General features: G+C 39.5%; 29 protein-coding genes and 2 pseudogenes. 21 read left to right on the top strand and 10 right to left on the bottom strand.

Annotation, left to right across the window (positions count from 1 at the left end; genetic code table 11):
- The first annotated feature begins 616 nt into the window (after window positions 1–616).
- Entirely contained in the window at window positions 617–997 is a 381-nt protein-coding gene (locus tag ACU52_RS13400; RefSeq protein ID WP_053399153.1) for a single-stranded DNA-binding protein, read from the top strand.
- A 581-nt stretch (window positions 998–1,578) separates the two neighbouring features.
- Here ACU52_RS13400 and ACU52_RS13395 read toward each other — a convergent pair.
- The 7 genes from ACU52_RS13395 to ACU52_RS13370 form a co-directional block, all read right to left on the bottom strand.
- A complete protein-coding gene (locus tag ACU52_RS13395; RefSeq protein ID WP_053399152.1) occupies window positions 1,579–2,337 on the bottom strand; it encodes a hypothetical protein in 759 nt (252 codons plus the stop codon).
- Window positions 2,338–2,451: 114 nt separating this feature from the next.
- The gene (locus ACU52_RS13390; RefSeq protein WP_053399151.1) at window positions 2,452–2,904 is read right to left on the bottom strand and encodes a GNAT family N-acetyltransferase; all 453 of its coding nucleotides are present in this window, start codon (window positions 2,902–2,904) and stop codon (window positions 2,452–2,454) included.
- Between the two features lie 3 nt (window positions 2,905–2,907).
- Window positions 2,908–3,585 carry a CatB-related O-acetyltransferase gene (locus tag ACU52_RS13385; protein WP_053399150.1) on the bottom strand — a complete coding sequence of 226 codons (678 nt, stop codon included), beginning with the start codon at window positions 3,583–3,585 and terminating at the stop codon, window positions 2,908–2,910.
- A 78-nt stretch (window positions 3,586–3,663) separates the two neighbouring features.
- Window positions 3,664–4,665 carry a GmrSD restriction endonuclease domain-containing protein gene (locus tag ACU52_RS15665; RefSeq protein ID WP_239684934.1) on the bottom strand — a complete coding sequence of 334 codons (1,002 nt, stop codon included), beginning with the start codon at window positions 4,663–4,665 and terminating at the stop codon, window positions 3,664–3,666.
- Between the two features lie 92 nt (window positions 4,666–4,757).
- Window positions 4,758–5,606, bottom strand: coding sequence for a DUF262 domain-containing protein (locus ACU52_RS15660; RefSeq protein WP_239684933.1), 849 nt, complete (start codon window positions 5,604–5,606; stop codon window positions 4,758–4,760).
- Window positions 5,607–5,611: 5 nt separating this feature from the next.
- A complete protein-coding gene (locus tag ACU52_RS13375) occupies window positions 5,612–7,402 on the bottom strand; it encodes a DUF262 domain-containing protein (protein ID WP_053399149.1) in 1,791 nt (596 codons plus the stop codon).
- A gap of 59 nt (window positions 7,403–7,461) precedes the next feature.
- Window positions 7,462–8,088, bottom strand: coding sequence for a recombinase family protein (locus tag ACU52_RS13370; protein ID WP_027200126.1), 627 nt, complete (start codon window positions 8,086–8,088; stop codon window positions 7,462–7,464).
- Window positions 8,089–8,381: 293 nt separating this feature from the next.
- On the opposite strand from ACU52_RS13370, the gene ACU52_RS13365 reads away from it, so the two are divergent.
- The 6 genes from ACU52_RS13365 (at window position 8,382) to ACU52_RS13335 (ending at window position 14,935) form a co-directional block, all read left to right on the top strand.
- Window positions 8,382–9,422, top strand: coding sequence for a hypothetical protein (locus ACU52_RS13365; protein WP_053399158.1), 1,041 nt, complete (start codon window positions 8,382–8,384; stop codon window positions 9,420–9,422).
- Window positions 9,423–9,440: 18 nt separating this feature from the next.
- Window positions 9,441–9,887, top strand: coding sequence for a hypothetical protein (locus ACU52_RS13360; protein ID WP_053399157.1), 447 nt, complete (start codon window positions 9,441–9,443; stop codon window positions 9,885–9,887).
- A 397-nt stretch (window positions 9,888–10,284) separates the two neighbouring features.
- Window positions 10,285–10,785 carry a hypothetical protein gene (locus ACU52_RS13350; RefSeq protein WP_053399148.1) on the top strand — a complete coding sequence of 167 codons (501 nt, stop codon included), beginning with the start codon at window positions 10,285–10,287 and terminating at the stop codon, window positions 10,783–10,785.
- An 84-nt stretch (window positions 10,786–10,869) separates the two neighbouring features.
- Window positions 10,870–11,721 carry a hypothetical protein gene (locus tag ACU52_RS13345; protein WP_053399156.1) on the top strand — a complete coding sequence of 284 codons (852 nt, stop codon included), beginning with the start codon at window positions 10,870–10,872 and terminating at the stop codon, window positions 11,719–11,721.
- Between the two features lie 210 nt (window positions 11,722–11,931).
- On the top strand, window positions 11,932–13,383 hold the full coding sequence (gene mobV / locus ACU52_RS13340) for a MobV family relaxase (protein ID WP_053399147.1): 1,452 nt from the start codon (window positions 11,932–11,934) through the stop codon (window positions 13,381–13,383).
- A gap of 55 nt (window positions 13,384–13,438) precedes the next feature.
- Window positions 13,439–14,935, top strand: coding sequence for an OmpA family protein (locus ACU52_RS13335; RefSeq protein WP_053399146.1), 1,497 nt, complete (start codon window positions 13,439–13,441; stop codon window positions 14,933–14,935).
- Between the two features lie 77 nt (window positions 14,936–15,012).
- On the opposite strand, the gene ACU52_RS13330 is transcribed toward ACU52_RS13335, so the two are convergent.
- The 3 genes from ACU52_RS13330 to ACU52_RS13320 are packed head-to-tail and all read right to left on the bottom strand — an operon-like array spanning window position 15,013 to window position 17,526.
- Window positions 15,013–15,780, bottom strand: a complete 768-nt coding sequence (locus ACU52_RS13330) for a metallophosphoesterase (protein WP_053399155.1) — start codon at window positions 15,778–15,780, stop codon at window positions 15,013–15,015.
- On the bottom strand, window positions 15,776–16,561 hold the full coding sequence (locus ACU52_RS13325) for a hypothetical protein (RefSeq protein WP_053399145.1): 786 nt from the start codon (window positions 16,559–16,561) through the stop codon (window positions 15,776–15,778). Before ACU52_RS13325 ends, ACU52_RS13330 begins: the two co-directional genes overlap by 5 nt.
- Window positions 16,555–17,526, bottom strand: a complete 972-nt coding sequence (locus ACU52_RS13320; protein WP_053399144.1) for a hypothetical protein — start codon at window positions 17,524–17,526, stop codon at window positions 16,555–16,557. Before ACU52_RS13320 ends, ACU52_RS13325 begins: the two co-directional genes overlap by 7 nt.
- Window positions 17,527–17,991: 465 nt before the next feature.
- Here ACU52_RS13320 and ACU52_RS13315 point away from each other — a divergent pair, with 465 nt between their 5' ends.
- The 14 genes and pseudogenes from ACU52_RS13315 to ACU52_RS13255 all read left to right on the top strand — a co-directional run.
- On the top strand, window positions 17,992–18,477 hold the full coding sequence (locus ACU52_RS13315; RefSeq protein ID WP_053399143.1) for a hypothetical protein: 486 nt from the start codon (window positions 17,992–17,994) through the stop codon (window positions 18,475–18,477).
- 20 nt (window positions 18,478–18,497) lie between these two features.
- Window positions 18,498–18,932 (top strand): PcfK-like family protein, encoded by a 435-nt coding sequence (locus ACU52_RS13310; RefSeq protein ID WP_053399142.1) that lies wholly within the window; start codon window positions 18,498–18,500, stop codon window positions 18,930–18,932.
- A 2-nt stretch (window positions 18,933–18,934) separates the two neighbouring features.
- Window positions 18,935–20,200, top strand: a pseudogene (locus tag ACU52_RS13305) (PcfJ domain-containing protein).
- Window positions 20,201–20,809: 609 nt separating this feature from the next.
- A complete protein-coding gene (locus ACU52_RS13300) occupies window positions 20,810–21,223 on the top strand; it encodes a single-stranded DNA-binding protein (protein ID WP_053399141.1) in 414 nt (137 codons plus the stop codon).
- A 225-nt stretch (window positions 21,224–21,448) separates the two neighbouring features.
- On the top strand, window positions 21,449–22,204 hold the full coding sequence (locus ACU52_RS13295) for a ParA family protein (protein WP_053399140.1): 756 nt from the start codon (window positions 21,449–21,451) through the stop codon (window positions 22,202–22,204).
- A gap of 6 nt (window positions 22,205–22,210) precedes the next feature.
- Window positions 22,211–22,465, top strand: coding sequence for a clathrin light chain (locus ACU52_RS13290; RefSeq protein ID WP_053399139.1), 255 nt, complete (start codon window positions 22,211–22,213; stop codon window positions 22,463–22,465).
- Window positions 22,466–22,487: 22 nt separating this feature from the next.
- Window positions 22,488–23,108: a CatA-like O-acetyltransferase, family 2 gene (locus ACU52_RS13285; RefSeq protein ID WP_053399138.1), complete on the top strand. Its 621-nt coding sequence runs from the start codon at window positions 22,488–22,490 to the stop codon at window positions 23,106–23,108.
- Window positions 23,109–23,110: 2 nt separating this feature from the next.
- Window positions 23,111–23,662, top strand: coding sequence for a GNAT family N-acetyltransferase (locus ACU52_RS13280; protein ID WP_053399137.1), 552 nt, complete (start codon window positions 23,111–23,113; stop codon window positions 23,660–23,662).
- Between the two features lie 9 nt (window positions 23,663–23,671).
- A complete protein-coding gene (locus ACU52_RS13275) occupies window positions 23,672–24,070 on the top strand; it encodes a hypothetical protein (RefSeq protein WP_053399136.1) in 399 nt (132 codons plus the stop codon).
- Complete coding sequence (locus tag ACU52_RS13270; RefSeq protein WP_239684932.1) at window positions 24,067–24,384, top strand: hypothetical protein; 318 nt, start codon at window positions 24,067–24,069, stop codon at window positions 24,382–24,384. Before ACU52_RS13275 ends, ACU52_RS13270 begins: the two co-directional genes overlap by 4 nt.
- A gap of 11 nt (window positions 24,385–24,395) precedes the next feature.
- A complete protein-coding gene (locus tag ACU52_RS15980) occupies window positions 24,396–24,527 on the top strand; it encodes an N-acetyltransferase (protein WP_455570157.1) in 132 nt (43 codons plus the stop codon).
- A 713-nt stretch (window positions 24,528–25,240) separates the two neighbouring features.
- On the top strand, window positions 25,241–25,684 hold the full coding sequence (locus ACU52_RS13265) for a JAB domain-containing protein (RefSeq protein WP_027200146.1): 444 nt from the start codon (window positions 25,241–25,243) through the stop codon (window positions 25,682–25,684).
- 389 nt (window positions 25,685–26,073) lie between these two features.
- The gene (locus tag ACU52_RS13260; protein ID WP_239684931.1) at window positions 26,074–26,523 is read left to right on the top strand and encodes a hypothetical protein; all 450 of its coding nucleotides are present in this window, start codon (window positions 26,074–26,076) and stop codon (window positions 26,521–26,523) included.
- A 5-nt stretch (window positions 26,524–26,528) separates the two neighbouring features.
- Window positions 26,529–26,717 (top strand): annotated as a pseudogene (locus ACU52_RS13255) (hypothetical protein); the annotation flags it as partial.

Below are 26,717 nucleotides of genomic sequence, written 5' to 3'. Positions count from 1 at the left end.
TGTAAATCCAGTACTTTTCCCATACTTCGCAAAGGCGACCTATCTGCTTTGTCCAGTATAGCAGAACATTTGCCTTAATAATTTTCTTAGATCTTCCCGGCCTTGTTTTTAATCGGATAGGTGGCGACTAATATGATGCTGTTTACCGATAATTATATCTGTCTATTCTTCGGGAGCCTTCTACTGCAGGGGGCTCTCTGAAAAGCTGATTTGGTATGTTGTCATGGCTTCCACTATTGCACGGTACATTTTTCTCGCTGTGTTTCTCTATCTTCAGGTTTTGCCATACCACCTTCATGACGCTTGAGATTGCCGACGGATACCTTATCATCCTACGAACTCTGCTCAGTTGTTTGATTTCCATCCGATCATCTATGCTTTTGTCGTGTCAATGACCATTTTTCCGATGCAAAGTTAGTATGCATACGGGTACGGCATTATGCCTTGGCCAATGGCGCAGTTGCACAAATCTTCCTTTATCTGGCCTTTGGTTTTGTCTGCTGACACTGACGAAAATAAAGAGTATTTGATTACTGGCCTTGTCGCAACCCTCAGACTGCATTCACTTTTGTTGCAACGTAAAAATAATTCAATTAACAACTTAAAGCATTGTAAGATGAAACAGATTGAGAACAATTTCGCAGTATCAGGATTCGTAGGTAAGGATGCAGAAATCCGTCAGTTCGCAAACGCAAGCGTAGCACGCTTCTCATTGGCAATCAGCCGCCAGGAGAAATACGGCGAGGAAACCAAACGTATCTCCGCTTTCATCAATGTGGAAGCATGGCGCAACAACGCCAACACCGATTCTCTATCCCAGATCACAAAGAGCGCCCTGCTTACCGTAGAGGGCTACTTCAAACCCGAAGAGTGGACAGATAAAGACGGTGTAAAACACAATCGCATTATCCTGGTCGCCAACAAATTCTATCCGACACCAGACAAGGAGGACGCTCCGGCAGAGCCAGAGAAGAAAACTAAAAAAGGCAAGAAATAGTTCCTGCCCATTCGATAAACAAAGCGGCTTCGGTCGCTTTTGTTTTTGCTCGTATATGTCCTCTTATAAGCATTACCCAACCCGTAAGCTGCTTCTCCTGTTTCGGAAGACACTTGTCCGGTACTGCGATTGAACATTGCAGCACACTTCCAAGATTCTTCCTGAAATCGCACGACACAAAAAAGATTTGCCAACTGGTCGAAGACTTCGTTTCCTCCCGGTTGTCAAAACATTTTGTTGATTGTCGTGCTTACAGAATAAACACGCTTACAACCCGCCCTTGACAAGGTGAAAATCAATAAGAGGGAGGATGTAAATATGATACAGTTTAATTTTGCTGTAGGTTGCTCAGATAGCGGTCAGACAGAGCTACCTGTCCCTGTGATAGTCGCTTTTGCTCCAACCACTAAAGATGGCTTTCAAAATCTTGATGAAAAGCCATAGTGCGAGTATTGTTATTATAATTTCACCCATATACTTTTATACTTTAATCCTAATATAGATAATAGAGATACGAAATCTCATTTACTATAACGAATGCAATATGCTAAGAATCAATTGTAAATATGATGTAGCCTAATTTAATTTTTTATATCATCTAATACGATATGGACTTTAGAGTGCGGGCAAATACCTCCTTTGAATCCTTTTATTACATCCTCTAATGATATACCAAAAGCATCTGATATATAGTGGATATGGGATTGACTTCCGTATTCTCCTGGCTCTTTTCCTGACACCCCTCGTTTTGTTTGATAGAAACAATGCCAGTGTTTTCCATTATTAAAAATTCTTGCTAGAATAAATTGTGAAGTTGTAACAATTTCTTTCATTTGACCATCTGTTAGTGATGTTTCTCCATAATGTTCTACTGCATTTTCATCACTTAGATGAATAAATGATGGTAAGTCAGCTCCAACATATTTTTTTGGTGTATCTTCATATCTGTAACTACTATATTTATATCCTTTGTCATTTGCATATAAATAAATGGCCGCCAATTGTTCTGTTTTTATAGAAGTACCTTTTAAGAGAGATATTTGTTCTTTTTTAGATAAATCTTCTTCGAATAATTTTTTTATGTTATCAGGGCAGCCTTGTGATTCTGCATTGGCAATTTCTTCTTTGGCTAGTTTTTTAGCTGCCAGCATAATAGTAATTGGATCTTTATAAGTTTTATCTAATGTTTTATCTTTTAGTATTAATTCTTTTAACGCTGGATAGATAGATTTTGCATGAAAATTAATGAAATATTCTCTTGCATCTACATTTTCTACATCATCCATAACGTTAGCGATAATGAATTCTGACTCGTTTTTGTAGATTTTATTATGTCCCATAATTTATATTTTCTTATTTATTTTCCCATAAGTAATTTCTTTGTGACAAACTGCAGCTTTGTTTTCTTAAGTATCTATTCATCATTTGCTCCAAGCTAAATATATTATTTAGTTCTAATCAAGATTTATACTATACATTCTTAGCGTATTTGGCTCATTCTCTTCTTGAACCATACATAAAAAACTCCAATCATATTTTTCGTAAAATTCAGTATGTTCTGTCACCAAATATAATCTTTTTACTCCCAATGATTTCATGTCATCACATACCTGTTTTAGCATATGTCCGGCAATGCCTTGCCTACGATATTTTTCGTTTACATATAAAGCACAAATATTTGGAGTTAAATCCTTGCGGTCATGAAAATCATTTTCAATTACACCTAAACCTCCAATAATACTATTATCCTTTAACATTATATACCATTGCGGTATGGTTGTGCCTTTTAACAAACTTTCATACATGCTTTTCAAATACTCCTCTTTGGGTATATCCCATTTTGATTGAAACCAAGAAGCAGCTTCTTGTATATATTCTTTGTGCTCTCGTAATTTTAAAAAAATCATTCTTTATATTTTATTATTTGTTGTCAATATTCTACGTATTTCTTCTCTTACTTTCTCAATGTCACTACATGATAATAAGGGAATTAGATTGTTTATATCCTCTATATTCATATTCCACCATTTAAGATCAAGCAACATTTGTATAAGTTCGTCATCAAATCTCTTTCTTATGGGTTTGGCAGGATTTCCGGCAACTATGGTATATGGCGGCACGTCACTACCAACTACGCTTTTTGTTCCTATTATTGCGCCATCACCAATATGTACACCGGGTAGAATTGTCGCTTCTTGTCCTATCCATACATCATTCCCGACAACAGTATCTCCTTTTAACGGCATCTCCGAAAGAGGCGGTATATTCTGATTCCATCCTTCAAGAATATAAAAAGGATATGTTGATATTGCGTTCATCTGATGATTAGCCTCATTCATTATGAAATTAACTCCAGCTGCAATTTGACAGAACTTTCCAATAATTAGTTTATCATTATAAAAAGGATAATGATGCGTTACATGGTCTTCAAAGTTTACATCGCTGAAATAAGTAAATTCACCAACAATAATATTAGGATTTTTAATCGTTGGCTTTATATAAGTGACTGTACTAAAATTCGGTACAGGATATATTTTGTCAGGGTTTGGTTTTATCCCCTGTTTCCATTGTGTTTTATTTTCTTTCATTAAAAGTTCTATATTTGGGTGTTCAATATGTATCTGGCAAAATTCTCGGCTTGTCTTATCTCTTTATTCTAATGTTTTTTATAATAAAGCCTTACAGAACAATTCTTTTGCTTCTTGTTCTTTTTGTGCAATTTTCGTTTCATCCCACCTTTCTCCTTTCTTAATAGTATTCATCATAGATTTTAATTTGAGACTATAGGTCTTCATAGCTTTGACATCACCAAAATTTTCATATTTTGCTCCTGGGAGATTATTAGTAAATTTTGAATTCATACCCCTGCTGACAAGACACAAATTCCCAAAACTATGCAGATGGTTAAAATCCATTGGATCTTTATCCGTTGGATGTTGTGGGTAGAAATGTTCTACAGAAGTTCTGTACGAAAACTCAAAATCTGTATCCTTTGTCTCTTTCAATAACAGGTAATCGTAAAAGTTAAATACAAAATTCTCCACATGTTCTCCTTTTTGTGGATACTCGTCTATATTGATATTTGACCATAGGATATCTTTACCATGATTTACACTCTTTCCATTATTCTCGAATATAATAGTCTCAAATGGAACCTTATTTTCAGGGATTGCCAGGTATCTATCTAACATATATGCTTTTGACAAATTCCATAAATATTCCGCATATTCAGTGGCATTTGTATTCCTATGATTATAGACATAGTATAAGCTGGCATTCATCCAATGCTTATATATCTGCGTCGGTGCTGACACATGAAACATCGATAGGAGCATAATCATATTACGGTTTTGTCCAGATCCATCATCTTCGTATTCTGTTTGTGAGAAGGTGTCTTTGTAATAATATTTATCTTTATCTGCTTTTTGAGGTAATAATTTCTTCAGACTCCATTTATCTTGTTTTCTTTTAATGATGTATTTATCAAAGAGAAGACGTAAATCAAGGAGTTTCATAATAAATTCTATGCTGAAACTAGCAGCATCTTTTTCACTTTTGATTATGCTTTTGAAAATCTTTGTCAACCTTTTGTCATCCAATACAACTTCTTTATTGTCAGGACGGATTATTTTTAGAACATGAAGCAGGAAGTTGGAAAAAGTAATCAATGAATGGTAAGTTTCTGATTGGTCTTTGTCGGTACCTTCTTCCCATGGCTTTCTATAAGGTGTGTTGTTAGCAGCATCTACGAATAACCGCTCTAAAGAATGATTTTTTCTTCGTTACCAAGGACGGAATTTTCATTGTATAATGCAGCTAAATCATCGAATGAAATTTTAATATTTTCAGTGCCATTGTTATCAAATATTTTTTCTCTTATGGCTTTAGCAAAATTCAACTGAACATATCTATCCATATTAGAACAGGCTTCCCAAATCAGATTAAAAGCAGCCATAGCAGATAGATCTTCCTTAATTGGAGACATAAGATGCGCTTTCACTATTTCGTGTTGTTCAAGTTGCTCTCCTCTTGAGTTCATTATCTCGAAATAGTGATTAAGGTTTGTGTCCTTTGGAACACTTATCCGAAGAATGATTACCTTATTAAGTAGATAATCAATAAAAGTAGAAACGGAAATCTCTTTATCCTGACAAATCTTATCAATTATACTCCACGCTTTGTTATACACAGCCATAATATTAGTATTAACAACTCCATGATTAATAGTTTCAGGATTGTTGTACAATGCAAATAACGTGAGGTTTGATTTTTCTCTATGATCAAAAGAGAGATTTACCTTTGAATACCATGATAAGTCATATTTTGAATAATTGTGTTTAAGCGCACATAGGAGAATTGTTATGGTTGTTGTTCTCTGTTGTCCATCAATTGTCTCGAAATACAAACTATTGTCCTTATGCCTTGGAAATACAATAAGATTTCCTATGTAATAGTTATTTGTGGGAGAATCTTTCGTATAGTCAGCTATATCCTGAATGAGTTGGGTTGTTTCGCCCAGTCCCCAGGCATAGTTTCTTTGATAAATAGGTATGCGGTATTCATTACTGTTAAGCAATTCTTTTATGGTAAGTTCTTGTATATCGTTCATAATAATCAGAAATAGAGTTGTTTGATTTGAGTATCTGCATTTGAAGCTAATGATCCGATTTGTGGGATCATGAGATTTATAATGTCATACGGAGATTGAGCATCACGAATAGTTTTGAACATGATGCCGCTAGTGGCACTATTATCTATAGTTGGGAGCTGAACACTGTAATGTATCAAGCGAATTTGATACGCATATCTAAAGATTTTTCTCACTACTTTATTTATTTCAGCGAAGCCAAATCTATCAACATAATAAATTAAGAGGCAATTAAATAACTGTCGGACATAGGTATCACCAGTACGATTTCTATTAGAATAATTATTTAACATCCGAATGATTTTATATGCTGATTTCTCATCTTCTGTTGAGTCATAAATTCTGTATTCATTTTCGTCTGTGATTTTGTTGTACAAGGCATCATAATAACGAATCATATCAAAAAATCGGCTTCCGTTAATACATATTTGATCTATCTGGAAAGGGAACTCCATTTTTGATTGGTCGATGTTTCTAGATGGTTCATTAGCATAAAACGATGAGAAGAAATGACATATAATTTGCTGCATATAAAAAGGATACCGTTTATCCTCCAAGGATATACCCTTAAAAGCATCGATATTGTCTTTCGTAAATTCTTTTCCACTGTTATTTTTGGCCCATCTTTTGACTCTATATAAAGTCAAAAACAATTCAACTAATCTTTGCGGATCAAGATCCTGCCATTTAGTGATGTTATCGCTGTCCTTCTCAGAGAGTTTTTTGATTTCTCTAAGATGAAAAGCCTTCAATAGATCATGTGGTTCCAAATCTTTTCCTCTTGCATTTTGTGAATCAAAGAATTGGAAAGCTTCAGAAATTTCGGGTAGGCGAACTACAACAAACTGACATTTGTTTAAAAGAAAATCTAAAAAATTATCATCCAAATCATCCAATCTATCTTCAATGGCTGTAAGGTTTTCCCTTACATGTCCAATTGAATGCTCGTTTGTAAATACAGTACGTTTCCAAAATGTTTTAATTCTATCTTGTACTTCCTGATAAGGATTTTTGGCTCTTATTTCTTTTTTGTTGAAAAGTTCGTACAAAAGCAAAGAAAGAGTGACTATACGTTGTTGACCATCCACTATATTGTTCTCATGAAGAACAAGAGTTCCAAGTCTATACTCTTCACTATCCTTGAAATACAAAAGATCATTGATTAATTGGTTGACATTCTTTACACTCCATTTATAAGGACGCTGATACTCTGGAATAATGAAGTTATTGAAAGGTAATTCTTTAATTTTCAGAATGCCGTAAGTGAGTTTTTCTACTTGCATGCTATCGGCTGGCGGAAGAATCTCCTGATTTTCCATTTGATGCATTATGATTTCTGCGTCTCCATTCTCTTCTGACAAAGGAGATAGCACAGGGTCGAATATTTTAGATATTTTCTCAAAGCATTTGATGATATCGTCTGCAGACTGAATAGAAATATTGATTCTACACCGGCCTTGATTACGATTACCCCATCTATGCCAACTTAGCTCTTGATGTTGATAAGATTCTTCAACTAACTCTCTCCAAATAGTATTATATTCATAACCGCTAAATTTCCCTTCAAGGTGCAATTCAACGTAACCTTGATAATATTCATAATGTATATCAATATCATGGAAAATAGTTTCCAATAGGATAAATCGATTGGCGTGATAATGATTTGTTTCTGTCTTGTAGTATCTTCCAGGAAAGTGTTTCCTTAACTTGCACTCAACTTCCTTTTTTAAGCTATCGGTAATTCTCAAATAGTCCATAATTGTTAATATATTCTATAACCATGCTACAAGTTTATACACAGTGGTGATAATTAATATTACTCCTCTTTTGGTTTACGTTTCCCGAGCGGTCCGCTGAATTTGCCACGATTGAGTGATACTCCGTATTTGTTCAGAATGCGAAATACTGAACTGCGGCTACTGAATCCGCTAACACGCCAGATGTCGTCAATGGAATGACCGTTGTTATACATGGCTACAATGGTCTTTTCCCGTTCAGACTTGCTTACGTTTTTTTCTTTGGCTGGCTGGGTGATGTTCTGCTTCAGGTGTATCACATGGGAAGAAGCTTTGCGCAGTGCTGCACATTCTTCGGGCAAAGAGCCAAACATCTCCAGCACATCTGCAACCTTGGTTTCGGGGAACAGTTCTCCACGACTGTCAATTTTATCATGGATAGAGATTATACGTATTACCTTTATTCTGCAAAACTCTATGAAGGCAGCAAGTTCCCTTGAACCACGTAGTGCGTTGCTGAACTTGGCCAGCACCAACTCATCACCACGATCCAGACTTGTTATGAGCTGCTTCCATTGAGGACGGAGTTTTTCATGTCCAGTTTCTTCTTCTATCACTTGTACACAACCATATTGTTCCATCCATGCTTTATCAGGATCAAGACTGTCATAATGGGCAGCCTTGAATATGTAACCAACTTTTGCCATACTGATGTTCGGTTCTTGATTATAACTAATACAAAGGTACAAAGTTTTATTTGAATAAAATCATACTTTAATGATTATTTATAAATTATTATACTCTGAATTTGCTCTTGTTTAGCTTTTGTTTTCTTTGACATTCATACTCTAAAGTATGAAAATAAAAATCCATTAAAGTTTTATTTTTGAGTATTATTTTATTAGATTTTATACTTACCTTTGATGCCGAGAACATAAAACAAACTGCAAATTAGCGACACATGAATAACTTCACTTACAATAGAGACAACGGTATAAGTATGGAATCATACTTTAGAGTATATGATTTTATTGCCAAATATTTTGCCATATCATTTGTCGCAATAATGTTGTCTTCGTGTGCAAATAAGACTGGCAATTCCATGTTTCAAACAAGCGAAAATGCGACCAATGCCTATCGATGTTATTTGTCCGAAATAAGAACTTTGGATGATCTGACAAGTGAACAATTTGCTGATGTTGTAAATGAATGGCTAACACTCCGGGATTCCGTATTCAACTGTCTTGCCAGAGACTCAGTTGTCAGTATTCATTCAGGGCATATGGGAATAGTGCAGGAAGTGAATGATTCTTTACGGAAAGAGTTCGTGCGCATTTCGATGTCCCGACAAAGAACCTTTTCTGATGTTGTATACTTACATAAAGAAGTCTCTCAACATAAATATGATCAATCTTTAGCAAAATCATCATCGATGGCTGAACCGTTCTTTGAATCCCTGGATTCTGTTTCACCATGTCACATGAAACCACAGGAGATCATAGCTGCTTACCACTCTTTCCTTGATAAGATGCTGGAAAGAGGGATAAATAATAATGGAGAACTGCTGTCTTTTATAAAGGAAGAGGACAGAATGTTTCGATCGTATTTAATCCATTTGTCAGAGCTTGCGAATGCCGACTTGTCTACCATTACTCAGCTTACTGAAAAATGTTGCCTATCCGTATTTCAGGCAACAGAGAATGGCACAATTTCTTATGATGATGCACTGATATATATGGCCAAAAGGACCAATAGGAGGGTTATCATAAATGCAGAAGCCTGTATCAGAGATGTTCAAAAAGAACTTGTCAGGACTGGAGAACAGGCACGTGCTTACGTTTGGATGTTGCTTCAGCCATATATCACCTTAGATACATTAGGAGCGGCTGTATTGTCCGAAGCCGAGTATGCCAAGTTAGGTTACATTGCAGGGCATACCCTACAAGTTATAGACAAACTTAATGGAATCATAGGTATAGACAGTGACCAATATAAGGAGCTACCTGCGTTACTGATAAAGATACTGCTTACATCTATTTGATAATTCAAAACAACTATGATGCTTCAGCTTTTTTACGATGACTTTATATCATATGTTCCGCTCCAGCTGCCACAACTGCTGGACGTAACAACAATGGAAAAACCGCAATTCTACGACGATTACGTATTGCTTTCCTTTCCACTTGCCGGTCAATATGAACTGGAAGAAGTTATGGACATTTTTGAAGATGACATTGAACTAATCATCCTTTATCATCATATTCCGTCAAGTTCCACTTCTTTCGGACACAGTGCCTGTGCATATTCCAATCCGGCCTTTGGCCAAATGTTTAAAATGAATGCAAAGGTTGCTGGTAATGGCTATGTCGACCGAATAGATGTGACCATATATGATTCTTTGGAGTTCATGTGTTCAGACATTTGTCTTGATATGAAACTGCATGAACAAAGTGGCCATTTCAAATACCGCAAGAATAAAGAAGAATTGCTTTCTGAATTTATATGAAAAGGACTTTGTACCTGCAAATGCTATTCACCATAAATATGCATAGGACTTGGATCGTAGCGGACAAAGGATCCGAATTCGGACAACGCATCATTTTTAAACACAATAGGGCGTATTTGTGTACTTGCCGCATTCTTCGTCTACGTTCATTGTACCGCCATGGGAACTATGAAAAAGGGACTACATGGGGCATTCCTGAGTATGAATTGGATAAAGCTTTGGCTAGATATAGAAGATCTAATATCAGTGCCAGACACAGGCTGCAAAAAGGAGCATCATATTTAGAAGCGAAGGATGTGGATGCCATTATAGAAACAGCGACTCATGGTCTGCTCAAACTTGAATTAACCGAACTGCCATTATTCAGACAATAACATTTGTACAAAAGTATCATACTATGACTTGGATTATCCTTGAAATGATTTTTTCAATATTGCTTATTGTATTACCAGCAACATTGTATTACAGTAACCGGCCAGCAATGGCAAAGTTCTATCTGAGAATGGTTGCAAGCAGTAACGCAAGAAAACTATATGTATATTGTTTTCTCATGGTTCTGCTCTTATACCATTTTGTCTATGCCGGAGGTCATCCCGATGAATGGGGCGTCTTATTTTCTACCGTACTATGTGCCGTTTTATTTTCATTCAAGAGAGCGGAAAATCTCATGCGAAAATTGTATTATGACAAAAGGAAATTATTCACGATGAGTATTGTGGTATTGGCAATTTGTACTGTTCCGCATCTGCACACTTCAGCGATGACACTTGCCTACTTCATTTTGGCCAAAATGTTCTATCCGTCTTGCAGTATGATGAAAGAATGGGAAGAGAGTAAGGAATCCAGAAAATATTGGACGGAGCATCCCGACGTTTTGCCTTCATATTATTTCCATTAGCATCATCACGCAAATCTGCCACGATAAAGTGGATAGTGGCAGCCGTATATAATCCACATATAATCAAACTAAACACAAATGTATATGATGAATAACAAAAATAGAACAGCCAATAAAATTTTGGCTGATATGAATTTCTTTGATTATCTCAAGGAGAAAGTCGGTGACCGCAAAACAAAGACAGGAGCCTATTACGATCTGCTGGAAAAGACATCAGCTGGTTTTATAACGCCATTCCTGAAGAATCATCAATATGTCTTACAGGATAACCAATGCCATGTAACTATCTCCGACCTTGCAGAAGACTGGCATTGGCACAGGGCTACTGTCAGATCTTTTCTTGATAGGTTGGAAGAAATGGGTCAGATACATCGCACCCGTTTTGCGAAAAGTATTGTCATAACGATGTCATTTACCCAAGCAGACAATGGCACTGGCTCCTCCTCTGAAGACGCAGGATCACCCGATGTCATGACAGATGAACTGGATGCTGCATTAGCCAAATGGGTCTTTGGTGATATGCTCATTATTGATCTGGAGGAGATTTGCGGACAATACTTCAAGAAAAGACTAGATGAGTTCACCACAAATGAACCGTATAATGAAGCTGATGAATCCATGTCTGATCTTGACAGTAACAAGAAGAAAATTGTCAAAGAGATTGTCGGTCGGATTGCCATGGCAGGATTACAACGAGAAATCCATAAGTCAAGATTTGACAACACAACCGCTTTTATTGATTTCTTCAATAATGACCTGCTTTCTGACTGGGGCGAGCTATTGGAAGTTACGAAGCTTATTACGAAACTCATTCTGGAGGGGAGTCTTGAAGAAACAGATGCTTCTTCCGAACTGCGCAAGACATTGCTTACTCTTTGTAAACCATTCAAAGCTTCGCTGGCAGAATATCAGGAAAACAAGAAAGCCCTTTTATAACCATCAAAACAATCGTTTAACAGCGGATAACCGAGCCTGAAGCTCTTTTATATGAATGCCGTTTTATGTCGTGTAAGGTGCTTGCACGATGTTCAAACGAAGACTCCGTCGGGTAGCCTAATCCCCCTCCAGCTTAAAGCTATCGGGAACGGTGCCCAGACGAGCAGCAAGCTGGGGCAAATCGTTTGTCCGTAAAACAACAATCAATATATGGCAAACGCGAAACAAGTCATGGATTTCCGCCCATCAAAAGGTATAACTACTGCTCAAAGCAACGAACATCAGAGGCGGTGGACAGATAAAGGCTGGGAACGTGCTGTCTCAATCGGGAATTATGATCCCACAAGGGAACATCTGAATTTTGAGATAAAGGCCGGAAAAGTATGTCAGGTTGATAAGAGTAAGAGCATTCCAGAAAGGATGGATGAGAGTCTATCTGCACGAGGAATAAAGGATCCTAATTCGGGTTTGGAAGAACCACGATTCAGGACAGTTGTAAATTTCATCTTTGGAGGATCAAGGGAGCGTATGCAAGAAATCGCTTTCGGTGAGCAAAAAGTCAACTTTGAAAAAGGTGCTGACAATTCTCAAATTGAAAGGTGCAAGGAAATTGAGGAATGGGCGAAGGATGTTTATTCATTTGTAAGTGATAAATACGGTGAAGAGAATATAGTATCATTTGTTGTACACTTGGATGAATTGAATCCGCATGCTCACTGTACTTTGTTGCCGATTCAGGAGAACAAATTTGCATATAAACAGATATTTGCCGGAAAGGACAAATATGAGTTCAGTGCAAGGATGAAGCAACTTCACAGCGACTTCGCTGAAGTGAACAAACGCTGGGGAATGTCTCGCGGAACAAGTGTATCTGAATCGGGTGCCAGGCATCGTACAACAGAAGAATACCGCCGGCACCTTTCGGAAGAGTGTACCAGCATAGAGGAACAGCTTGGCCAACATCAGAAAGCCTTGTCGGATCTCAAAGTGGAAATCCAGTTGGCAGAACGAAGGGTAAAAGGACTGAACTCGATGGTTGAGAATCTCCGCAAAGCAAAGGCTGAAAAGGAGAGGCAGATTGCTGCATTGGAGGCTACTATGAAATCTCATATAGGAAACTCAATGTCCATATCTGCCGAAAAGGCAAATCTTGAAAAAGAACTTGCTTCTATCCAAGAAAAACTGGCAGACAAACAGGAGAAGTTGAAGGTGGCTGACCGACAGCTGTCGGTCTTGAAAGAAGATATGAATACCATCAGTGAGCGCACGGAAGAATTAAAGGTCGAGGCTTATAGATACAGTCACGAGATACATTCCAAGGTGGATGTATTGCTCAAAGATGTAATGCTGGAAACTTTGGTTAGCGAACATTCGGAACGGTTGGCAGAAATAGGCACATCAGAGCAATCCATTTTTGATGGTTCTCTTCTCCAAAGTCTGACAGAACAGGGTGCAGATGTGATGCACTGCGCTACTCTTCTCTTCCTGGGCATGGTTAACGATGCCACAACTTTTGCCGAAACTCATGGTGGAGGAGGTGGTAAAAATGACCTGAAATGGGGACGGGATGAAAACGAAGATAACCGTGCCTGGGCAAAACGATGCATGATGACGGCGAGCAAGATGATGCGTCCTGCTTCAGGCAAAAAACAGAAACGATAATCGGCAGGAGACAGTTTCCTGCATCGTATGTAAATCTATAATAACAGAAAAAAGTATGAGAAATAAAATAGTATTTGTAATGGCAATGGCTGGAATGTGCTGCACATTGCAAGCGAGTGCGAATGTACAACTTGCCCCACAGGATAGTGTACACCATGAACCTTATGTGGAGAAAGAGCTGATGCTTCAAACCATCGAGCCTACTTATCATAATGGCGTTTTGGTAACTTCACCATGGAACGGCAACTGGTTCGTCAGCCTGCAAGGTGGCGCAAGTGCGTTCATTGGCAGACCAATTGGCTGTGCTGATTTGTTTGACAGGATACAGCCATCACTTTCCGCATCAGTTGGCAAGTGGTTTACGCCACAGATTGGAGCAAGAATCGGATATGGGGGTTGGCGATTTAAGGACTGCAACATTGTAATCAATGACTATCATCATTTCCATGCCGACCTGATGTATAATATTCTGGGAGGATTTCACTCGAAGAAAGAAAACACACGTTGGGGCATCATTCCATACGTTGGTCTTGGAATGATGTATAACCCTCAGAACGGTCAGAAACCCTTCGCAATTTCTTATGGAATACAAGGGCAATATCGAATCTGCAAACGGCTGACGGCTTTGCTGGAGATTGGCAATGTTTCCACTTTTCAGAACTTAGACGGATATGGGAACGCCAACCGCTTTGGAGATAATATGCTTTCCGTTTCTGCCGGACTTTCTTTTGCAATAGGCAAGGTAGGATGGAAGCGTTCTGTCGATGCTACTCCATATATTCGGCAAAATGAATGGCTGATGGAATATGCCTCGGAGTTGTCCGAAAACAATTGCAGATATGCCGGGCAACATGAGAGGGACATGAGAACTTTGAAAGAACTGAAGAAAATCTTGGAGATTGAGGGGTTGCTAAAAAAGTACAGTAAGCTGTTTGACAACCGTGATAGTTTAAGCTCCAGCTATCCTAAAAATGATTACAGCGGACTGAACTCGCTCCGGGCAAGATTGAAGAACAGGCGTTGGGATGGCAAGTCACCTTTGACCAATGACAGCCTTGCGAATTACTCAGGAGCTGCCGTTCCTGATACAAATGCCAATGCAAATTCAGAAAGTGCCCCGACAGGCAAATCTGCCAATGTTCCGGACTCGACAAACACAACCGCTGACAGCATTTCCGCTTATAGCCATTCCGATTATCTTTCCATTATCCGTTCCGGCAACGAGTGCATCGGTTCTCCCGTTTATTTCTTCTTTGAACTCGGCACAGCGAAGCTGACAGATAAATCACAGCTGGTCAACTTGGATGAGCTGGCACGTGTCGCAATGAAATATGGATTGTCAGTTACTGTTATAGGTGCGGCTGATGATGCCACAGGGACTGCCGATATAAATGACGGGTTAAGCGTATCGAGAGCTGATTATATTGCCACAGAATTAGTTAGGCGGGGACTGGCGGTTGATATGATTTCTAAGGTCTGCAAAGGAGGAATCTCCGATTACAATCCTGCAGAAGCCAATCGGCATACTGAGGTGCTGCTTTATTTGAAATAGAATACCAAAGGTACTTTTTGCCTCATGATTTGAATCTGGAGAGCTTGTCCTTGATGGATCGGCTCTCCTGCATTATATCATACTTCAATGTATTTGGTAGGATCAAACGTCAAGTGTTCGTTATGAAATACATAGCCTAATTGATTGGTTACACACTTGGTGTTGCCTATGATTCTATCTATATTCCGATGTGAATGCCCATAAATCCAGTATTCAATAGGAGTTTTTGCAATGTAATCTCCTAGTTCAACAGTGAATGCTCCATTATATATGCTGCCTTTGAACTCTGGTGAAAGCATCTCAAATGAAGGAACATGATGACTGGCAACTAGTATATGCTGAGCAGAGCTATTATTTATGCTTTCTTTCAAGAATTGTACGCATTTCTTATGTTCTTCATTAAATCGAAGCCATGTCAGAGGATTGTTACTACTCGATTTTATACGTCTAAAATCTGAAATGGCCAACTCAGTTTGAAAGGCATCCTGTTGTTTGATATGGGACCACAATGTGGTGGCAATTAGTTCGGTATCATTTGACAGTTTAACAACCTTGTTATAATAACAAAAAACATTAGTTCGTATTTCCATGCTCCATCCGTTGTACAAATTATCTATTTCGTACATCTTATAGAATTCATGATTGCCTGGTATGACAACAACCATTTCATAATTATCTGCAGCCCAGTCCCCAAAAGGGTGTTTACTGTAATTTTCATCTCCGATATAACCAATATCCCCAGCCAAAACCAGTACTTCACCATTCACTTTTAAAGGATGGTGTTTTATGAAACTTCCATTTTCAGCAAACTCCAAATGTAAATCTGAAGCATATTGAATTTTAATCATGAATCAAAAAACTAAGCTCTAATTGTTTCAATACCTGTTCTCCTGTAATACCTTGCAAACCGGCAGATTTGAAAAAATCATTATTGGGTAATTCTGATTTTACCACTTCACAAAAGCGTTTAACATCATTAAACAAAGTTTGAGGAACTTCAAATCTATCGGCAGGCGCAAGCATTGCTGCTAATCTGAAAACATCTTTCTTGTGTTTAGCTATATGCTTGCTATCCTCTTGTTCTCCTTTAGCTTTTCGGTCACTCATGTCCCAAAATGCTTTACACTTCAAACAGATAAGACTTTCTATATTGGCAATATGCACTCCATCTTGCAACAAACTATGTTTGATGGTGAAGTGATAATAGTCATCGTCCATGAGTATTGCCGATAAGCTTGATAAATCATCAGTAACAGGTATCGGGGTAAGATGAGCATCCTTAGGGAAATCCAACAGACCGAGATTCCTAGAAAATAATTCTACTTGATAAGGGAAATCTGTATTGGTTGGTTTCATAAAACGATAATACTCGTGGCGACGGGTTGCATCGTCATTCGTACCTTTGTTTCGTTGTTCATACCCGGCAGCCTTTACAAACTCCCAAAAGTGTGATACGAAATCAGACGAAAGGGCTTCTACGATGAGAATAATGTCTATATCTTTTGTCGCACGTGGAGTTTGTGCATAATTCTCTTCATGAATTTCACAAGCAGTTCCACCAATAATCACGTAGGCGTTTTCGAAATCCTTGAAAAACTCCTTGAATTTGTCTATACCTCTTACCATTTTATGTCATTGATTAAATTATCCAATTCTATTTGTATTCTCTCGTCATTGTTGTTTATTAAAGACAGATAAAGCGAAAGTTTGTCCACATAATGGCCTTGAGTCAAGAAAAATGGTGAATATCGCCATATTTCTATTTTATTTTCACCAAAGTAATAGTTGGTTGTAATATTCTTCGTTTTCAAATCTTCTCTTGTCAAAGCATAGCAGTGTGATTTTTCACTGTTGATCATCGTGTATTCTGACAGGGCATTAATACCTGATTCAATTGCCTGTTCTATGATGTCATCCGTATATACTACTTTTTCCACAGGGGAATTGAATAATGGTAATGCAGTTTCCCATAACTCCTTGTTAGAATAGAAGAATCTAATTTCTTTGGTCTTTTTGCCTTCTAACATAATCAAACCGTTTTCCTTTAACCATCGTAGTGCTCTATTGACTGTTGCATAGGAAACGTCAAATAACGTCTGTATATCCTCTGATTTCATTCTATCTACAGAACTTACTTGTATATGGTACAGGAGAATACATTGGGCTAATACTGGCATTGTCTCCTTAATGTCGGCATTTGTTGTTTTTGTTTTTTTTAGGTCTATCAACAAAGAAGGAATAAACATCTGTTTTTGTGGAATTATAAAGTTTATTCTCTGATCAATAAATCTTTTGACATTATAAGACATAACCTTTTCTATAACCAAAACAGAAAGACATCCGGTTTTGTTTTCTAACAAAGTCAATTCTTTTTTTGTTTGTGCTGGAGTATGTTGATTATCATCAGATGCGAATGCGAAAATGATTTCTTTTCCAAACAACATTCCTTTGTACAATGTATAACATTGTGTAATGGAAATAGGTATAACTCCAAATAGATCCTTATCTAATGGAACGAGACATACATCTTCATTTGAAATAAAATGAATGTACTCACCTGTGCTGTTTATAAAATCTTCACTATTGCTCATAATCACGTGCGTATGATTTTGTGCAAAGGTAGTGATTTTATTCGGCATGACAATGATATAGGACAAGAATCTTGGACTTATAGGTCGATTTTTATAGAAATATCTTTTTTATTCTTTTTCATTTCCTCTTATACACGTTTTATTTCCTTTACTTCTTGTTGTAACCATCAGCTCACTTGTCGGCTCTATTTTCCTTTGCAAAGGTACTGCGGTGAGGGAACGCCAAGTACCGCTCCACCAATAGGTTCCGCTAATAGGCTGGTGGACTTGACAACAACTTTCCACAATTTCAGACCAACTGAAATTGGGTATTTCATCAACTCCTTAGCCATTTACTTGTCTTATCCCTCAGATTCCCACAGTCTCTGAAAGCACGTAAAATTCAGATTCCGACAGGAAGCCGATAAGGACTTCAAAATAAGGGAAAAGAAAAAAAGAGACATTAACTATTAAACATTTAGGTCTATGCATAGTAAGATTTTCCAAATCACAGAGACAAAAGTAGCAAAAGATAACTACTTGAATGAGAACACTCTTGAACAAGGAGACGGCAACTATTATGATTACTGTTCGGAGATTGATGACAATGAGCGTAAGCCTCACATTACCAATTTGGTAGACAACATCCTGCCCAAAGGAATGTTCGAACTTGTTGAAGCTGATGTAATCCGATACAACGGAGGGGCTGACAAGTGGAAAGAAGAGTTCGTGGCAGGTATCAATGAAATGGCAAAAGCGATTACAACAGACAATTGCACATGGTGGGTTGGTGCAGTGTACCAGCTTGAAAAGTATCTCAAAAATCCTCTAAACACTGGCTATCAGTTCTATATGGATGAGCAAGGGTGCAGTTGCCATGCTGAGCAATCATACGAGTTTCTTCGGACAGCAAGCCAGTTAGAGCCAGGCACATTGCTTTACATAGGTGGTGTAATTGACTATCATTTCTAATCACAAAAGGATATATTACGATGAAAGGAACAGAACAATTTAAGCTGACAATCAAGGCTTATCTTGACGAGAGAGCTAAAAACGATGAACTATTTGCTTCATCCTATACCAAAGAAAACAAGAATTTGGATGATTGTATCACATTCATTCTTAATCAAGCAAGGGCTATCGCTGACGAGGGAGGATGTGGAATGACAGATGATGAAGTGTATTCACTTGCCGTTCACTACTATGACGAGGACAATATTGAAATAGGCAAGGCTATCAATTGCGGTATCATCGTCAATCACAGAGTGGAATTGACCGAAGAGGAAAAGGCTGAGGCAAAGGAAAAAGCATTGAAGGCCTATCAAGCAGAAGAAATGCGGAAACTGCAACAGCGTAATAACCATACCAAGCCTAAACCGAAACCTGCAAGCCAAGAACAAGTTCAACCATCTCTTTTTGATTTTTGAGTATGAGACCTAAGACAAGATTACAACATAAGGTAGTAGCCGCCAATGAGCGGTTACTGCCACTGACAAAGAAACAGGAAATGTAGGCTTTTCACCATTGTCTTGACCATTTTGCTTTTCGTACAAAAAGCGGCAAGATCACCTGTCTTGATTGCGGACATCAATGGGAGGAAAGCAACAAAAAAACATGCTGTTGCCCGATGTGCGGCATAAAATTGAAGATAAAGAACACCTTGCAGCGTAAGCATAAAGACAGTTCATACTACTCCATTCTAACTACCCAAGATGGATTGCAGGTGCAAAGGGTGTTTCTTATGAAAGCCAATTACTATAAAGGGAGAGAGGCTGATTATTATTCTATAGAGGTAGCCAGATATTGGATAGATGACAATGGCAGAACGGAGGTAATAGCATTGAGACGCACTTTAGGGCGTTATCTTGACAGTTTTGTATTTGACGGCAATCTGGAACTGCGCAAAGACAACTATGTCTATAGGCGTATTGCCGACTGCAAGGTCTATCCTTATTATTCATCCACACCCAAGCTAAAGAGAAACGGAATGGTAGGTTCATTGGCAGAAATTGAACCGGTCTGTCTGATAAAAGCCCTGCTGACCGATAGTAGAGCCGAGACTATGTTCAAGGCAGGGAGAAAAACTGACTTGAACTATTTCCTGCAACATACAATGTATTTCGATACCTATTGGAATGTGTATAAGATTGTGATGCGAAACCGTTACTAAATCTCTGACATTTCGCTTTGGATGGATTATATCCACTTACTTGAAAGATGTGGAAAAGACATACACAATTCACACTATATATGTCCGTCGGATTTGAAAGCAGCACACGACCATTATCAGGAAAAAGTAAGGATTATCAGAGAGAGGGAAGAAAGGGATGCCCAACGTAAGAAAGCTATGGAGAACGAAAGTCTTTTCAGAGAGATGAAAGGTAAATTCTTCGGGTTGTCATTCACTGATGGACTTATCGTTGTCAGTGTACTGGAGAGCGTAGATGAATATTATAAAGAAGGAAACGCCTTGCACCATTGCGTCGGTCAGAGCGAATATTATCTTAAACCTAAATCTTTGGTATTATCAGCGAGGATAGACAACAAACGTATTGAAACTGTTGAGTTGAGTCTTGAAACATTCAAGGTCCTGCAATCAAGAGGACTCTGCAACCAAGATACGGAATTTCATGAACGCATCATAAACCTTGTACAGAAAAACGTGCGGAAAATACGTCAGAGAATGATAGCATAGTCTGTTTTGTTCCTTTCGTCAGCCACTTGTCGCCTAAGATTGGTGCCAGGTGGCTTCAATATGTTGCTACGATTGCCAACATCCGCAGCAACCACTTTTATAACCACTTAACAGATGTATTAATGCATTGTAAATCATTACTTTTATAAACCAGTTACCACTTTTACCACTTGTAAGACACATCTTTATCACTTATAGCCATATCAAATTATTGCTTCAAGCGCTTGAATAATAGCACTGTGGAAACAGCTGTTATAGCAGAATCATATACTTATGTCCCATTGTAGAGTTTTTATAAACTTCCCTTGAACCCGACAGTCCGACAGCTGGTATTGTTTTATTGTGCAAAGGTACTGCCGAGGTAGAATGCCAAGTATCGCTTCGCTAACAATTCAGAGGATTGGATGACAACTTTCCGCAAATAAGTTATTGGCGGTATTTCATCAATTCTCTGTTTGTTCACTTGTCTTATCTCCCTTGTTTGCAGTTTCGGATGCACATAAAACATATCCCTATGTCGAAGTCAAAAGGCTTCAAACAGAGGGAAGAAAAAACAAAGTCACAGGTAATGGCAGGACTAACCACCTTGCCGCAAAACATTTTCAAATTATGCTATACATTCACACTATCGGTCGCATCGGAAAGGATTGTCAGGTCATCGAGGGTACACACGGTTCGTTTATTGCTTTTGACATGGCAGTAGATGACTTCTCGCACGGAAACGCCGTTACCACATGGGTAAGGGTACGCAGCAACAAGGAAAACCATATCCGCCTCTCCGAATACCTCCCCAAAGGACGCATGGTCCTTGTCGGGGGAACATTGTCAACTTCACTGTGGAAGGACAAAAACGGCGACAGCCAGATCCAGCTCTCCATCACGGCGGATGCCCTGGAGTTCATCAACACCGGTAAGCGGGAAGGTACAACCTCAGAAGCGGACAGTCAAACAGCAGCTGCCGAGAACGCACCCGTTCCTCCAGCGGACATGCCACAGGACGTGGAGGAAGACCTTCCGTTCTGACATCTTCCGGAAAACGGTCACGGATGTAGTATTTACTAATTGTAGTAATTTAGGAGATTAGTAAATCCCGGGTTACGAAAAATAGTAGATACTACATTTAGTGGCTTAGCCTTTTAGTAGAGTAGTAAATACTACGATACTAAAATATGTTATAGTAGTAAATACTAATTGTAGTAAAGACTAAAAATAGTATTATCTTTGTACCAGACATTAAGACTCTGAATCATGACAAAAATTATAGCAGTTCTGAATCATAAAGGTGGGGGCGGAAAGACAACCACTACCATAAATCTCGCTGCCGCACTGCAGCTGAAGAAAAAACGTGTGCTCCTGATTGACATGGACGGTCAGGCAAACCTCACGGAATCCTGCGGCCTGTCCATCGAGGAAGAACAGACCGTGTACGGGGCGATGAAGGGCGAATACCCTTTGCCGCTGGTCGAACTGAAGAACGGCCTTACCATCGTTCCCTCATGCCTTGACCTGTCGGCTGCCGAATCGGAACTTATCAACGAACCTGGCCGGGAACTGATACTGAAAGGGATGATTACAAAGCTGCTTGACAGCCGGAAATTCGACTATATACTGATTGACTGTCCGCCATCGCTGGGACTGCTCACGCTCAATGCTCTTACCGCGGCAGACTTCCTGATTATACCGGTCCAGGCACAGTTCCTCGCCATGCGCGGTATGGCAAAGATTACGAATGTGGTTGAAATCGTCAGGGAACGCCTGAATCCGGGACTGAGCATCGGAGGTATCGTGATCACCCAGTTCGACAAGCGCAAGACGCTTAACAAAAGCGTGTCCGAGCTCATCAACGATTCTTTCTGCGACAAGGTGTTTAAGACCGTCATCCGGGACAACGTGGCTCTGGCGGAAGCTCCTATCAAAGGTCTGAACATTTTCGAGTATAACAAAAACAGCAACGGGGCCAAGGATTATATGGATTTGGCGCTGGAGGTACTGAAACTAAAGTAAAACAATATGGGCAAAAGCGATTTATTGAAAGACGGAATGAAAAGCGGCCTTGACGGATTGCTTTCATCAACCAAAAAATCCACGCAGAAGAAAGAAACGGCTCCGGCCAAAGCGGAAAATGAACCGGCGGTGCATTGCAATTTCGTCATTAACAAGAGCATTCATACCAGGATGAAATACCTGGCCATCGAAAAGAACATGTCTCTCCGTGACATCGTCAACGAGGCCATGAGAGAATATCTGGAGAAGCATGAAAAATGATTGAAAATTTGAAAGACGCACTATGAGAGAAATAAATCCCAAAGAAACCACCCGTGCATACGCATTTGAGCTTTGGATGAAAGCCCCGATGCCGATGGTTACATTTTTCAAGACTTTGGATGTCAGTCGTCTGGTCAAAATCAGCAAAAAGTCAGGTATGAAATTCAATATGCTGATGTGCTGGTGTATCGGCAAGGCGGCAAGCGGTATCAAGGAATTTTATATGCTGCCTGTCGGAGACAAATTGATGCAATATGATGCCATTGCGGTTAATACCATTGTTATGAACAAGGACAATGAGGTCAGTTCATGCGATGTGCCCTTTTCTGATGATTTGCTGCTATTCAATGAAGATTATCTGAAATTGACAACGGAAGTAGCACAAAGCTGTGAGAACCACGACTTGACTGAAAGCATGGTAATAGGAACTTCCGCACTGGCCCAATATGAAATTGACGGTGCGGTAGGTATGTACAGCGGTATCTTCAATAATCCGTTTATGATATGGGGCAAGTACCGTAAGGGGTTCTTCAGGACGACACTGACGGTTTCATTCCAATTCCATCACACTCAAATGGATGGGGCACATGCTGCAAAGTTCCTGGATCGCTTGCAGCAGGAAATCAATAAATTACTTGTATAGCGATGAATATGGAAACACAAAGATTGATACTTCGTCCCTGGACAGAAAACGATGCAGAGTCTCTTTATAATTATGCCAAAGATCCTGCTATCGGCCCCATTGCCGGGTGGCCTCCTCATACATCTGTAGAAAATAGCAGAGAAATAATACGCAATATCCTTTCTGCACCCGAGACATACGCTGTCGTATTGAAAGAAACCAATGAACCGATAGGCAGTGTCGGAATTATGTTCGCTGATGGCGTACACAGTGCGGAGATACAGGATGGAGACGCAGAAATAGGATATTGGATAGGTGTTCCTTATTGGGGACAGGGGCTTATACCGGAAGCCGTACAACGTTTGTTGAAGCGTTGCTTCGTCGAACTTGATGTGAAACGGGTCTGGTGTGGACATTATGACGGAAACATCAAATCCCGCAGGGTAATGGAAAAATGTGGATTCAAGTTCCATCACACAGAAGAAGGAAAAACTTCTCCGTTAGGAGATATCCGTACAGAACATTTCACTTTGCTTATCAGAGAGGATTGGGAAAAAACGGTAAGAGAAATATAAAAATGTCCCATGATAAGAACTACGATAAAATCATTTATACAGGCTGATTTGGAATCTGTCTGGTATTCAGTCACTTCACTTTACGACTATTCATGGCGAAGTGACATAAAGGACATAGAAGTTTCCGACGAGCGTCATTTCAGGGAGATAAGTAATGAAGGCTATGTAACCTGTTTTACTGTTACTGTTATAGAGCCTTTTCTAAAATATTCATTTCTTATGGATAATGTGAACTTTTTCGAGGAGTGGACGGGATATTTCAGACGGGCTGGAAATGGAACGGAAGTGATTTTTACAGAGTCAATTAACCTGAAGAAATGGTGGTTATATCCTTTTGCATTGTTGTATTTGAAATTACAACAGAAGCGGTATATAGCTGACCTGAAAAGAAAATGTGAACAAGAATGAACGGATCGACCAACTATATAATACGCCATTTGCAAGGTAGTGAGAACCATTTGCTAAGAGAATTTCTTTACGAAGCGATTTATATTCCTGAAGGAGTCAAACCGCCCTCAAAGGAAGTGGTGGACCTACCAGAACTGAAACTGTATATTGAGAACTTCGGAAAGAAAAAAGATGACTTTTGTCTGGTTGCAGACAGTGAAGGAAAAGTGGTCGGTGCAGTATGGGTACGTATTATGAATGATTACGGACATGTGGATGACAAAACTCCATCACTTGCCATATCCCTATATAAGGAATACAGGAGTAAGGCATAGGAAACCATCTTATGCGTGAAATGTTTCGATTACTTGAAAGCAAAGGATATAGCCACGTCTCTCTGTCCGTACAAAAGGCGAACTCTGCCGCCAAAATGTATTTGAAACTTGGATTTAAGATCATCAATGAGACTGAAGAGTAGTTTGTCATGCTTAAAGATCTCTCAGAATCCAACTACTGATTTCCTCACTGCTTGCGTTAGGTATATTTGTCCCAGTATTTCTAATGTAAAGGTATCAGAAATATTTATGATTCACTTGTAAGTATTATCCATATTTGTCAGACTGCTTTATACTTCTTTTACAATATCTGCCATAATGAGGCATCTCTGCATACGTTTCTTTTGAATCCTTAATTCAAACAGCAAGTCACCGATCAGAATGTTAGAGCAGTACGTAAAACAAACTCAATCCCTAGAAGTTGCAGATTGACAATAATTCGTAGTTGATTTCAGATGCTGGGCGGAGAAAGCCGTCCTGTTTTTCTGTTGCGTGCCGGAGGCAGACCGGCGCCGCCTGACCTTTTTTATACAACACCTTCCTGTCTTTCGGCAGTCTCCGTCTGCTGAAACAGTACGGACCGGGTTCTGGCTGATTCCTACAGGCCGCACGGGCGGTCTTCCGTCATCGGTCGGCCCGGATAACCTTTATAGCCGGACCTCTTATAATACCCCGGTAGTCTCAACATTTGTTTTCAGCGAAGTTACAGCATCTTTCCGGACAAACGCAAGATCCGTGTGAATTTGGGAAACAATCTCCAATCCTGCGGATAGTATTCTTTCCCAAAATCTTGCACGAAGTCCAGACAGAGCTGTGCACGGGCGAAAAAATTGTATTACCTTAAATCTTCGTTGTTATGAATACATTTTCTTTCCCTCAGATTTCAGTAAATTACAAGGATGCCGATGCTGCAAAACGTACCATGGTAAACTCCTCCAGAGTGAGCTACGACATCTTCAAGGAGGCATACGATGAATGTATGCAGCATCATGAGGAATGCTGGGTGATGTTCCTCAATCATGCCAACAGGCTTCTCGGACTCTCCTGCATATCAAAATGCGGCATCAGCCAGACCGTTGTGGATGTCCGTATCATCCTGCAGACGGCTCTTCTGGCCCATGCCTCAGGCATAATCCTCAGCCACAACCACCCGTCAGGCAACATGGTGGCCAGCTCCAGTGACAATGCCATCACAAGCAAACTCAAGAAAGCCTGCGAAATCCTTGACATCACTCTCCTTGACCATATCATCCTCTCGGATACAGGCTATCTGAGCTACGCAGACGAAGGGATGCTTTGACAGCATCTCTTTTCACGGCAAATCCCGTTATACTGCCGCCCTCATGTGCGCCAAGCGGTGACTGTTATAAAACCTTCATGCACGACGGCAGCCCTGGGCTGCTGTAAGCACTCTGGTCCGAATCTGTGGCTGATGACGGAATCCGGCACGGGCCGTATTCTGCCATCGGCCGCTCCGGGAACCTTTATAGCTGCACCTGTTTTAACGCCGTCCATCATAATCCCCCGCCACCTTTATCCGTTTCTCTTTTCCCTTTTGTATTGACTTCTTATTTCGACGTCCTTGTCGTTGCCGCGTGGACTTTACTGGTGCGAATGTAGGCGGTCTAGCCTGTTCTCTCCGTTTTGAAGTGCATTTCCTGCAAATTCTTCCTTTCTCTGAAAGAGTAATTGGCAGGAAAAAACATCGGGAGAGGCTTTGACGACCGTCTCTCGATGCACCATAAATCCCGAAGCGGCTCCTCCGAAAAGGAGGGCGAACAGAGGGAAAAGAAAAAAGAACTTGTTCAACAATCAAAATTTATGAGTATGGAATATGACCAGTATTTATCGGAAAACGACAAGCACTTCGCAGACGTGTTCTCGGAATATGTGAACGGCAAAATGGGTTCACCTCGGAAAATCGGTAAGGCTATTGCTGATGACCACCGTTATTTAGTAAATGAGAAAGCAAAGCTGATGTTCTGCTTTATGGAGCAATTGGCGGAGAATTGGCACAAGGGCAGGTACGACCAACGCAACGAATGGGCCTGCAGACTTGCCGCCGAAGCAATAGACCACTTGGCGGAAAACGGACTTTACTATCTACCAGAAGAATATTATGCAAAACAAAATCAATAATTGATATGGAAGCACTACAGATTTCTATTCCTGTATGGAATATCACAGAGTTAAATGGCTACGAGCCTATAACCACTTTTTGGCAGGATTTTTCGATTGCTGACAAATTCGGGATTGCAGCCATTGAAGACACTTACAGACGTGTCAAATCAGAATGGAAAAACAACTGCAAATATTGGACAGAGTTGTGCCTT

It is taken from the genome of Xylanibacter rarus (genome assembly GCF_001275135.1).
Taxonomy (GTDB): Bacteria; Bacteroidota; Bacteroidia; order Bacteroidales; family Bacteroidaceae; genus Prevotella; species Prevotella rara.
This window is presented reverse-complemented; position numbering and strand designations above follow the sequence as displayed.

What these genes read in the sequence shown, in the direction of transcription:
- ACU52_RS13350 (WP_053399148.1), top strand. Translation starts at nt 10,285, where the DNA reads ATGACTTGGATTATCCTTGAAATGATTTTTTCAATATTGCTTATTGTA.
- ACU52_RS13390 (WP_053399151.1), bottom strand. Translation starts at nt 2,904, where the DNA reads ATGATTTTTTTAAAATTACGAGAGCACAAAGAATATATACAAGAAGCT.
- ACU52_RS13370 (WP_027200126.1), bottom strand. Translation starts at nt 8,088, where the DNA reads ATGGCAAAAGTTGGTTACATATTCAAGGCTGCCCATTATGACAGTCTT.
- ACU52_RS13345 (WP_053399156.1), top strand. Translation starts at nt 10,870, where the DNA reads ATGATGAATAACAAAAATAGAACAGCCAATAAAATTTTGGCTGATATG.
- ACU52_RS13385 (WP_053399150.1), bottom strand. Translation starts at nt 3,585, where the DNA reads ATGAAAGAAAATAAAACACAATGGAAACAGGGGATAAAACCAAACCCT.
- ACU52_RS13290 (WP_053399139.1), top strand. Translation starts at nt 22,211, where the DNA reads ATGGGCAAAAGCGATTTATTGAAAGACGGAATGAAAAGCGGCCTTGAC.
- ACU52_RS13300 (WP_053399141.1), top strand. Translation starts at nt 20,810, where the DNA reads ATGCTATACATTCACACTATCGGTCGCATCGGAAAGGATTGTCAGGTC.
- ACU52_RS13360 (WP_053399157.1), top strand. Translation starts at nt 9,441, where the DNA reads ATGCTTCAGCTTTTTTACGATGACTTTATATCATATGTTCCGCTCCAG.
- ACU52_RS13395 (WP_053399152.1), bottom strand. Translation starts at nt 2,337, where the DNA reads ATGGGACATAATAAAATCTACAAAAACGAGTCAGAATTCATTATCGCT.
- ACU52_RS13280 (WP_053399137.1), top strand. Translation starts at nt 23,111, where the DNA reads ATGAATATGGAAACACAAAGATTGATACTTCGTCCCTGGACAGAAAAC.
- ACU52_RS15980 (WP_455570157.1), top strand. Translation starts at nt 24,396, where the DNA reads ATGCGTGAAATGTTTCGATTACTTGAAAGCAAAGGATATAGCCACGTC.
- ACU52_RS13265 (WP_027200146.1), top strand. Translation starts at nt 25,241, where the DNA reads ATGAATACATTTTCTTTCCCTCAGATTTCAGTAAATTACAAGGATGCC.
- mobV (WP_053399147.1), top strand. Translation starts at nt 11,932, where the DNA reads ATGGCAAACGCGAAACAAGTCATGGATTTCCGCCCATCAAAAGGTATA.
- ACU52_RS13310 (WP_053399142.1), top strand. Translation starts at nt 18,498, where the DNA reads ATGAAAGGAACAGAACAATTTAAGCTGACAATCAAGGCTTATCTTGAC.
- ACU52_RS13320 (WP_053399144.1), bottom strand. Translation starts at nt 17,526, where the DNA reads ATGAGCAATAGTGAAGATTTTATAAACAGCACAGGTGAGTACATTCAT.
- ACU52_RS13315 (WP_053399143.1), top strand. Translation starts at nt 17,992, where the DNA reads ATGCATAGTAAGATTTTCCAAATCACAGAGACAAAAGTAGCAAAAGAT.
- ACU52_RS13335 (WP_053399146.1), top strand. Translation starts at nt 13,439, where the DNA reads ATGAGAAATAAAATAGTATTTGTAATGGCAATGGCTGGAATGTGCTGC.
- ACU52_RS13275 (WP_053399136.1), top strand. Translation starts at nt 23,672, where the DNA reads ATGATAAGAACTACGATAAAATCATTTATACAGGCTGATTTGGAATCT.
- ACU52_RS13295 (WP_053399140.1), top strand. Translation starts at nt 21,449, where the DNA reads ATGACAAAAATTATAGCAGTTCTGAATCATAAAGGTGGGGGCGGAAAG.
- ACU52_RS13365 (WP_053399158.1), top strand. Translation starts at nt 8,382, where the DNA reads ATGGAATCATACTTTAGAGTATATGATTTTATTGCCAAATATTTTGCC.
- ACU52_RS13270 (WP_239684932.1), top strand. Translation starts at nt 24,067, where the DNA reads ATGAACGGATCGACCAACTATATAATACGCCATTTGCAAGGTAGTGAG.
- ACU52_RS13375 (WP_053399149.1), bottom strand. Translation starts at nt 7,402, where the DNA reads ATGGACTATTTGAGAATTACCGATAGCTTAAAAAAGGAAGTTGAGTGC.
- ACU52_RS13325 (WP_053399145.1), bottom strand. Translation starts at nt 16,561, where the DNA reads ATGGTAAGAGGTATAGACAAATTCAAGGAGTTTTTCAAGGATTTCGAA.
- ACU52_RS13400 (WP_053399153.1), top strand. Translation starts at nt 617, where the DNA reads ATGAAACAGATTGAGAACAATTTCGCAGTATCAGGATTCGTAGGTAAG.
- ACU52_RS13285 (WP_053399138.1), top strand. Translation starts at nt 22,488, where the DNA reads ATGAGAGAAATAAATCCCAAAGAAACCACCCGTGCATACGCATTTGAG.
- ACU52_RS15660 (WP_239684933.1), bottom strand. Translation starts at nt 5,606, where the DNA reads ATGAACGATATACAAGAACTTACCATAAAAGAATTGCTTAACAGTAAT.